Genomic DNA, 8759 nt, shown 5'->3' with positions numbered 1-8759 from the left:
AAAACTTTATTGCCGATGAAATCCTTGAGGAAAACAATTTCTTTATACCTAAAAGATATATTGAAGAGGAGGCTGAAAGAAAATTTGAAGAATTAAAAAAAGAGCTTTTAAGATCAGGTATAAAACTTTCAGATTTTCTTAAGGTGAGAGGACAGACCGAAGAAGAGATAAGAGAAACTTTAAGAAAGAGTGCGGAGAGTGAGATAAAGTATAATCTTATTCTTGACCTTCTCTCTGATAATGAAGAAGTCTCCGATGAAGAGGTAAAAGAGTATTATGGAGATAAATGGCAAGAAGTCTTTGGCGATGAAGAAAAGATAGAAAACGCAAAAATTTACCTGAAGAAAAGAAAGTATCTAAACAGATTGATAGAGGAAATTAGAAGGAAGATAGAATCCAATCTTAAAGAGACTGAAGAGAAAAAAGAGAATAAAGAGTAGTTGGTGGAGCAGACGGGATTTGAACCCGCGACCTCATCCGTGCGAAGGATGCGCTCTCCCACTGAGCTACTGCCCCACACCATAAAATTTTATCACATTTAAAATCAGTTACACACAACCTATTGAGTCCAAAAATGTAACTCCAGGTGCCTGACAATCAGCGTTGCAACTATTTTATTTGAGAAAGAAGTGTTGTTATGAAAAGAAAAGGATACTTTACAATCAGACAGAAAAGAAATACCCATAGAAGTGTGAAGAGAGAAGAATTTATAACGGTGGGTGTCAAACACTAAATTTTCCACTTCAGAATAAATGGTTTAAATAGCACATAGCACTATTTATTGTTAGTCTCCTTACTTACCTGTTTTCTCCTTCTGTAGATAAGGTAAATTATGTAAATCAGGATAAGCCATGGAGTTAGCCATGCAAGGACTATGATTATTACAAAGATTGACGCAACAAATCCATTTAAAGCTCTGTTTAAAGCATCAAGTATTCTTCTAATGATTGGGGGAGTTTCGGCAGGTTTTTCACCTTTCTCTCTAATGCTAATAGTGATTTGAGAAAAATCGGTATGGAAGGAGATATAATTCATTCTTCCCTTAATCTTTTCTATCTCTGTCTCAATTTTATCAAGTTCGCTTCTTAGGGATAGCATATCCTTTATATCTTTTGCATCACTTAGCCACGAGAGGAGTAAATCTCTCTGCGATTCAAGAACCTTGAGCCTTGAGGAGAGATCCACATACTCTCCTGATAGATCCTTAGAGTTTACAGAGATATTTTCCACTTCTCCAAATTCTGAGATTTTGTTTATAAAGTCGTCAAATTCCTTTGATGGCACTAAAACTACTATGTTTCCAAAATAGCGGTTATTCTGTTTGTAGAAGTTTGAATTAGATACAAAGCCAGAGAAACTTTTAGCTGTGAATGTTATTTTGTTCCAGATCTCCATAAATTTCCCCTTTTCAACAACAAGTTCCACTGCACCATTTTTTACAACCTTCAAGCCAAAATTTTCTTCTTGGTATGAATTCTCGCCTACTAAAGTTAAATTTAAATCTTGGGGTTTCTCTTCCTCTAATCCAGAGAATCCTTCACCCTTTTCTCTGACCTCTGTTAGTAGTGGCATATTTCCTGTTAGATAAGAGAAGCCACCCATTCTAAATAGAGTAAAGTATCCTCCAACCACACCTATCCCTAAAATCACTATAAGAAGCACAAGAAAGAGTTTGTTTCTCTTTAGGAAATTAATAAACTTGTTCATTTTCATTCACCTCCTCATCTATACAAACCAAAACCCCCAAAAAAAGTTTCAACTTAAAAGATTGCGAAATTTTAAAATTTATGGATAGATTTTTTCTAAAAGTCTTGGGAATGGGATTGTCTCTCTCACATGGTGAATGCCAGATATCCACGCAAGGGTTCTCTCTATTCCAAGCCCAAAACCAGAGTGGGGAAATGTTCCATACTTTCTCAAATCAAGATACCACCTGTATGGTTCCTCAGGAATTCCTGCCTCTTTCATTCTCTCTTTGAGTTTGTTGTAATCATCCTCCCTCTGTCCACCACCAACTATCTCTCCGTATCCTTCAGGTGCAAGTAAATCCACAGATAGAGAGAGTTTTGGATTCTCTGGGTCCTCCTTCATATAGAAGGCTTTACACTCCTTTGGATATCTGTGCACAAAAACAGGTTTTTCAAACTCCTCTGATATGGCTGTCTCCTCATCTCCTCCAAAATCTTCACCCCATGGAATTTCTTTCCCCTTTCTTTTCAAGATTTCAAGGGCTTCATCATAACTTATTCTCGGGAAGGGAGGCACAACTTTTTTAAGTCTCTCTGTGTTTCTCTCAAGAATTTCAAGTTCATAAGCTTTGTTCTTAATAACCCTCTGAATTATGTATGAGACGAAATCCTCAATGAGTTTCATGTTTCCATCAAGGTCAAGGAAGGCAACTTCAGGTTCAACCATCCAGAACTCCATGAGATGCCTTCTTGTCTTTGACTTTTCAGCCCTGAAGGTTGGACCAAAGCAGTAAACTTTGCCAAGGGCAGCTGCACCAACTTCATTGTAGAGTTGTCCACTCTGAGAAAGGTATGCTTTTTCTCCAAAGTAATCTATATCAAAGAGTGTGGTTGTTCCCTCACATGCAGAGGGTGTGAGTATAGGAGAATCAAACTCAACAAATTTTCTCTCATAGAAGAAGTCTCTTATTGCCTTGATAAGTTCATTTCTTATCCTCTGTATTGCCCACTGTTTCTTAGATCTTAACCAGAGATGTCTGTGAGCCATTAAGAATCCAACACCGTGTTCCTTTGGACCTATTGGATAGTCTTCTGTTAGGTGAAGTATCTCAACATCTTTGACAAGAATTTCATATCCACCAGGTGCTCTTTTATCTGCCCTTACAGTTCCTCTAACAACTATTGTGGATTCAAGAGTGGCCTTTTTCGCTCTTTCAAAAACCTCCTCTCCTACATCCTTTAAGGATACAACTCCCTGAGCAAAACCTGTTCCATCCCTTACAATTAGAAATACAAGTTTTCCTGAAAATCTTGAGTTGTAAAGCCATCCCCTTACTTCAACATCTTCTCCTTCATGTTCTTTGAGATCTTCAATATAAACCCAGTTCATAATCCCTCCAATAGATCAAAGATTATTTTACTTACCTCCTCTTTAGATAAGAGAGGGAATCTATACAAATCACCACCTCTTAAAATTATGGTGACCTTGTTTGTTTCCACCTCAAAACCAGAATTTTTCGTAGGTTCATTTATCACAATCATATCAAGGTTCTTCTCCTTCAACTTTTTATACCCATTCTTCAAAAGATTTTCAGTTTCAAGGGCAAAACCAACAAGTTTCTGATTTTTCTTTCTCTCACCTGCCTCCTTTAAAATATCGGGTGTTTGTGATAGTGAAAGAGTGAAGTTGAAGGAGTCTTTTTTGATCTTTTCCTGAACCACACTTGATGGAGAAAAATCTGAAACTGCTGCTGCCATAATGAGGTAATCTAAATCGTCAAAGTGCTTAAATACCTCAGTTTTCATATCCTCTGCACTATCAACCTCTATGAAGTTAACTCCATAGGGAGGAGTAAGAAAAGTCTTTCCACTTATTAAAACAACATCCCCACCTCTTAAAACCCCTTCCCTTGCAAGGGAAAATCCCATTCTTCCGCTTGAAGGATTTGAAATAAATCTTACAGGGTCAAGATACTCCCTTGTTGCACCTGCCGTAACCACAATTTTTTTATTTAGAAAATCTTTCTTTTCAAGGATTTTTTCAATTTCAAAAACAATTCTTTCTATCTCAGGCAATCTTCCCTTTCCTCTGTCTCCACCGGCAAGCTCACCCTCTTCAGGCTCAAGGATGTTAAACCCCCTCCTTTTAAGTATCTCAAGGTTCTTCTGTGTTATCTCATTATTATACATATTTTCATGCATGGATGGCACTATAAGGACAGGTTTTCTTGTATCCAGTCCCACCAGAGTCAAAAGGTTATCTGCTATGCCATTTGCAAGTTTTGAGATTGTATTTGCCGTTGCTGGAGCAATTACAAACACATCGGGCCACTTTGATAGTGTGGTATGAGGAATAACTCCTTCCTCAATATCAAACTCATCCATATACACCTTTTGTTTAGTCAGTGTTTTTAGGGTGGTGGGAGTTACAAATTCTTTACCTGCCTCTGTCAGTATACATTTTACAAGTCCACCCTTTTTAATAATATCTCTAATTAAAAAAGGAATTTTATATGCAGCAATCCCCCCGGTTATACCGAGAAGTATCTTTTTATTTATAAGTGATTTCAACTTTATTTCCCTCTATTTCCTCTGCTGCATCATCTATAAAGGATGCAGGAGATCTGTGGGGAGAGGGATAGAGTTTAAATAACTCTTTGGCCCTCTTAAAGATAGCTATTGTAAGAATATATTTGTTTCCATTAACCACCTTTAATAAATTATCAAAGTTTATTCTCTTCAAAATCTTCACCTCCTTTTTCTCTATTAATTATACATAAAACTTCCTCAACTGCTCTATCAATGTCGTCATTTATCACTATGTAATCATACTTCTCTGCTTCTTTTATCTCTTCCTTTGCAAAGTTAAGTCTTTTTCTAATCTCTTCCTCACTCTCTCCCCTTCTTCTCTTCTCTATGCGTTTCTTTAACTCTTTGAAACTCGGAGGTGCAATGAAAATAAAGATGGTATTTTTCCTGTCAAAAATCTCTCTAACCTTTCTTGCTCCCTGAATCTCAATTTCAAGAATAACATCCTTTCCTTCCCTAAGCTTTTTAAGAACAAATTCTTTGCTTGTTCCATAGTAGTAATCGTACACCTTTGCCCATTCAAGAAATTCTCCATTCTTTATCATCTCTTCAAATCTCTCTTTTGAGATAAAGAAGTAATCCTTTCCATTTTCTTCACCCTCTCTTTTTGGTCTTGTGGTGTACGAAACTGAATAAACAATATCAGGTTTTCTCTTAAGCACCTCTTTAATTATGGTTCCCTTTCCTGCACCTGATGGTCCAGATATTACTATAAGCATTCTATCCCCCTATCTTTTCTTTAATCACTTCAAGAGCTTTATTTAATTGAGGGTCAATGCCCTTCTTTAGATCTTCATCAGTGTATTTTACCTCTATATCTGGTTCAATACCTTTCTTATCAAGAGAGTAGAGATTTGGTGTTAAATACCTCTCCGTGGTGAGTTTCAATCCATATCCATCTGAAAGACTAAATATTGTTTGAATAACACCCTTTCCATATGTTTTTGTTCCAATAAGAGTGCCAACATTTCTATCTTTTATGGCACCAGATAGTATCTCAGCTGCAGAGGCAGTGTTCTCATCTATAAGCACTACAAGTGGAATTTTTATTCCCGGTCCTCTGGATACCCTCTCCTCCTTCTCATCCTTCCTCTGAATGTAGAGAAGTGGTCCCTCTGGAACGAAGTAGCCAGCCACTCCCTCCACCGATGAGAGTAATCCTCCTGGATTACCTCGTAAGTCAAGAATTAAACCCTTTATCCCTTCAAGTTTTTTGAAACCCTTTTTAACCTCTCCCGGAGTTGATGGGATAAAGAATATTATCTTCATGTACCCAATATCCTCATCGAGTCTTTTCACCATTACAGATTCAGCAGTTACCCTCCTCCTCTGTATATGAAAGGATAGAATTTTACCATCTTTCTCAACCTTTAAATCAACATATGTTCCCTCTTTTCCTTTAACAAGGTTCGCAACTTCATCAAGACTCATTCCTTTTATGCTCTTTCCGTCAACTTCCATAATGTATGCGCCCTCAGGAAGTCCCACCTCCTTTGCAGGTGAATTCTTAAACACCATGAGTATCTTTACTTTTCCCTCCCTAACACCTATAAGCACTCCAATTCCCACATACTCACCCCGTGTTTCCTCTTGAAAGGAGATAAACTCTTCTGGGGTATAAAATTCAGAATAGGGATCATTTAAGGATTTTACAAGACCCTTGCAGAGATCAACCTCTGTTTTCTTATCCACAAACCTTTCCTCTATGTACTCTGCAACCTCTGTTAGAAGTTTGAATTTAGTTGATGAGAATGGTTGTATAGGAGATGAAGCGCCCTTCCCTGTGTAGTATCCCACAAAGTAACTGAACACAGAGAACAATAGAAATATAATGATTAATATAATAATGGACTTTTTGCTCATCTTATTTTCTCCTTTCCTTTAAGGTAACCACTTAAGTGGATCCACAGTCTTTCCATCAATTCTAACCTCAAAGTGAAGATGCGGACCTGTGGACAGACCTGTGTTATTCACATATCCTATTATATCACCCTGCTTTACAAACTGATTTAACTTTACTGTGGTGTACTGCATGTGTCCATAAACTGTTGCAACATTTCCACCATGTTTTAACATTACACATATTCCATATCCTCCAAGCCAGCCACTGTATATAACAATTCCATCTGCTGCTGCTTTAATTGGTGTTCCAGTTTTGGCATCTATATCTATTCCGTGATGAAACATCCTTGTTCTATATATTGGATGAATTCTCCAGCCATATTTTGAAACAACAGGTCCCTTCACAGGCCAGATTAAATTACCAACCTCTGGAAGCTTCTTTTCAAGCTCTGCTCTTCTAATCATCTCCTGAATCTTTTTCTCCTCTTCCTCTATTCTCTTTTTTAGAATAGTTATCTCTTTTTTATACTCTTCTTCCCTCTCTCCCAGTTCATTAAGGAGAGCATTTCTCTTTTCCTCTTCTTTTGATAGTTTCTCCTTGAGATTCTGAACCTCCTCTCTCTTTGATTCAAGAAGGTTCTTTCTCTCTTCAAGTTCCTCCTTCTCTTTTATAAGTTCTTCCTTCCTTTTTTTGAGGTTTTCAAGTTCAGACTCTGTGAATTTTATTAAAATGTTTAGCATGTTCACTCTGTTTAGAAGTTCAGTTATTGAATCTGCTGTAAAGTATAACTCCCACGGTTCCTCCATGCGCATCTTATACAGAAGGAAGATTCTATCACCTATCTCCTCTTCCTTTCTCTGAAGTTTCATTCTAAGTAAATCAATCTTGCTCTGTCTTAACTCCACCTCTTCAGATAAATCATTTATCTCCTTTTCAAGGTTTGAAAGCTTAACGCTTGTTTCTTTTATCTTGGATTGGATCTCTTCAATTTCTCCAAGAATGGTTTTTTTATACTCTTCAGTTTCCCTTAACTTTCTTTTTATTCTTGTGACTGTGTTTTTAAGTTCATTTAGAATTTTCTTTTCCTCAGTGATTCCCTTCTCACCGTGTACTGAGAAAATGGGGATTATAAGAGAGACGATTAGAATTAGAAGGAGAATCTTTTTATTCATGGATACACCTCTTTCAAATACTTCCTCAGTATAAAGAAGGATACAGTAATGGATGTTATAAGTCCAATGATGTTTACCAAGATGTATGGATTAAACCCTCTTAAATCGTAGAAATTTACCTTTATAAACGGAAGAACCATGTTGAGAAGAGATGAAACTTCAATATAGGATTTATAGAGTAAGAATGAAGAGATTACACCAGATATTAGAGAGAGTACTATTCCCTCTATTATGAAGGGAATCTTTATAAAATTTGGATGAACTCCCAAAAGTTTCATTATTTCAATGTCTTCCCTTCTGTTAAAAATTGAAAGATTTATGTTAACTCCTATAAAAAACACAAAAATTCCTATGAAAATAAAAACAATTATTAAACTTAGTATGGAGAAGGTTTTTATTGAGAATATGAGTTTGTCCACGAGTTCTTTTGAATAAAAGAACCCCTTTATCTCTGGAATCTCATTCACCTTTTCTGTGAGGAGTTTTATTGAAAATATTGACCTTGGTTTTACAAAGAATGTTGGAGGGAGAGGATTTTCCTTTAAATCTGAGAATAGGGACGCATACTCTGGATACTCCTTCTTTAATTCTTCAAGGGATTCTTCAGGAGAAATGTATCTTACATTTTCTACTTCAGGAAGAAGAGAAATTTCTCTTCTTATTTCCTCTATCCTCTCCTCTGTCACATTCTTCTCTAAGTAAAATGAAACCTCTATTCTGTTTTCTATACCCTCTCTTACTCTGTTGGAGTAAAGATAGAAGAAGTAAATCATTCCTATGCTGTAAAGAGAAATGGTTATAACAAGTATCGTTATAAAGGTTAAAAAACCTGCCCTCTTTATGTTTATAAAAGCTTCCTTTATCTCCCTAATTAACACGAGGAAACTTTTCATACACCTTCTTCCCTTCTCTTAAATAGATTATCCTTTTGTTGTATCTTCTAACTATCTCCTCATTATGTGTGCACATAATTATTGTTGTTCCCATCTGGTTTATCTCCATAAAAAGATCCATCAAAGAAAAGGATGTTTTCCAATCCAAATTTCCAGTTGGTTCATCAGCAAGAAGTACAAGTGGAGACATAACCAGTGCTCTTGCTATTGAGACCCTCTGACCCTCTCCACCTGAAAGGGTGTGGGGGAAACTATTTCTCTTTTCGTAGATACCCACATTTTTTAAAGTTTTATCCACTTTTTCTCTTATGTATGAAAATGGATACCCCATGGATTCAAGAGGGAAGGATACATTCTCAAAGACATTCCTTCTCTTAAAGAGTTTGAAATCCTGAAATATCATCCCTATCTTTCTCCTTAAGAGGTATATTTTCTTGTCATATTTTTTAAGAGACTCTCCATTAAAGAAAATTTCCCCACTGGTAGGTTCTATCTCCTTGTGTATGAGTTTAAGAAGTGTAGATTTACCTGCTCCAGAGGGACCAACTATGAATACAAACTCCCCCTTTTTAAC

10 protein-coding genes and 1 tRNA gene are annotated in these 8759 nt (G+C 36.5%); 1 reads left to right on the top strand and 10 read right to left on the bottom strand.

The genetic code is table 11. From position 1 onward, the window contains the following. The coding region (locus tag J7J33_01990; GenBank protein MCD6168060.1) for a hypothetical protein at positions 1–440 on the top strand (440 nt) is incomplete at its 5' end. A 1-nt stretch (position 441) separates the two neighbouring features. Here the strand turns inward: J7J33_01990 and J7J33_01985 are convergent. The 10 genes from J7J33_01985 to J7J33_01940 form a co-directional block, all read right to left on the bottom strand. Next, a tRNA-Ala gene (locus J7J33_01985) sits at positions 442–516 on the bottom strand. Between the two features lie 258 nt (positions 517–774). Then, complete coding sequence (locus J7J33_01980) at positions 775–1707, bottom strand: DUF4349 domain-containing protein (protein ID MCD6168059.1); 933 nt, start codon at positions 1705–1707, stop codon at positions 775–777. A gap of 78 nt (positions 1708–1785) precedes the next feature. Further along, on the bottom strand, positions 1786–3078 hold the full coding sequence (gene asnS, locus J7J33_01975; GenBank protein ID MCD6168058.1) for an asparagine--tRNA ligase: 1293 nt from the start codon (positions 3076–3078) through the stop codon (positions 1786–1788). After that, a complete protein-coding gene (gene coaBC / locus J7J33_01970; GenBank protein ID MCD6168057.1) occupies positions 3075–4259 on the bottom strand; it encodes a bifunctional phosphopantothenoylcysteine decarboxylase/phosphopantothenate--cysteine ligase CoaBC in 1185 nt (394 codons plus the stop codon). The genes asnS and coaBC overlap by 4 nt, the downstream gene beginning before the upstream one ends. Then, entirely contained in the window at positions 4240–4431 is a 192-nt protein-coding gene (locus tag J7J33_01965) for a DNA-directed RNA polymerase subunit omega (protein MCD6168056.1), read from the bottom strand. The genes coaBC and J7J33_01965 overlap by 20 nt, the downstream gene beginning before the upstream one ends. Next, on the bottom strand, positions 4412–4996 hold the full coding sequence (gene gmk, locus J7J33_01960; protein ID MCD6168055.1) for a guanylate kinase: 585 nt from the start codon (positions 4994–4996) through the stop codon (positions 4412–4414). The genes J7J33_01965 and gmk overlap by 20 nt, the downstream gene beginning before the upstream one ends. A 1-nt stretch (position 4997) precedes the next feature. Then, positions 4998–6140 carry a S41 family peptidase gene (locus tag J7J33_01955; GenBank protein MCD6168054.1) on the bottom strand — a complete coding sequence of 381 codons (1143 nt, stop codon included), beginning with the start codon at positions 6138–6140 and terminating at the stop codon, positions 4998–5000. A gap of 18 nt (positions 6141–6158) precedes the next feature. Next, a complete protein-coding gene (locus J7J33_01950) occupies positions 6159–7292 on the bottom strand; it encodes a peptidoglycan DD-metalloendopeptidase family protein (protein ID MCD6168053.1) in 1134 nt (377 codons plus the stop codon). Further along, positions 7289–8185, bottom strand: a complete 897-nt coding sequence (locus J7J33_01945) for a permease-like cell division protein FtsX (protein MCD6168052.1) — start codon at positions 8183–8185, stop codon at positions 7289–7291. Before J7J33_01945 ends, J7J33_01950 begins: the two co-directional genes overlap by 4 nt. Further along, positions 8160–8759: ATP-binding cassette domain-containing protein (locus J7J33_01940; protein MCD6168051.1), on the bottom strand; the 600-nt coding region annotated here is incomplete at its 5' end. The genes J7J33_01945 and J7J33_01940, both read right to left, overlap by 26 nt.

The sequence above is a fragment of the Caldisericia bacterium genome (assembly GCA_021158845.1).
Classification (GTDB): domain Bacteria; phylum Caldisericota; class Caldisericia; order B22-G15; family B22-G15; genus B22-G15.
Note: the sequence above shows the minus strand (reverse complement) of the source record. Positions and strands in the feature narration are given on the sequence as shown.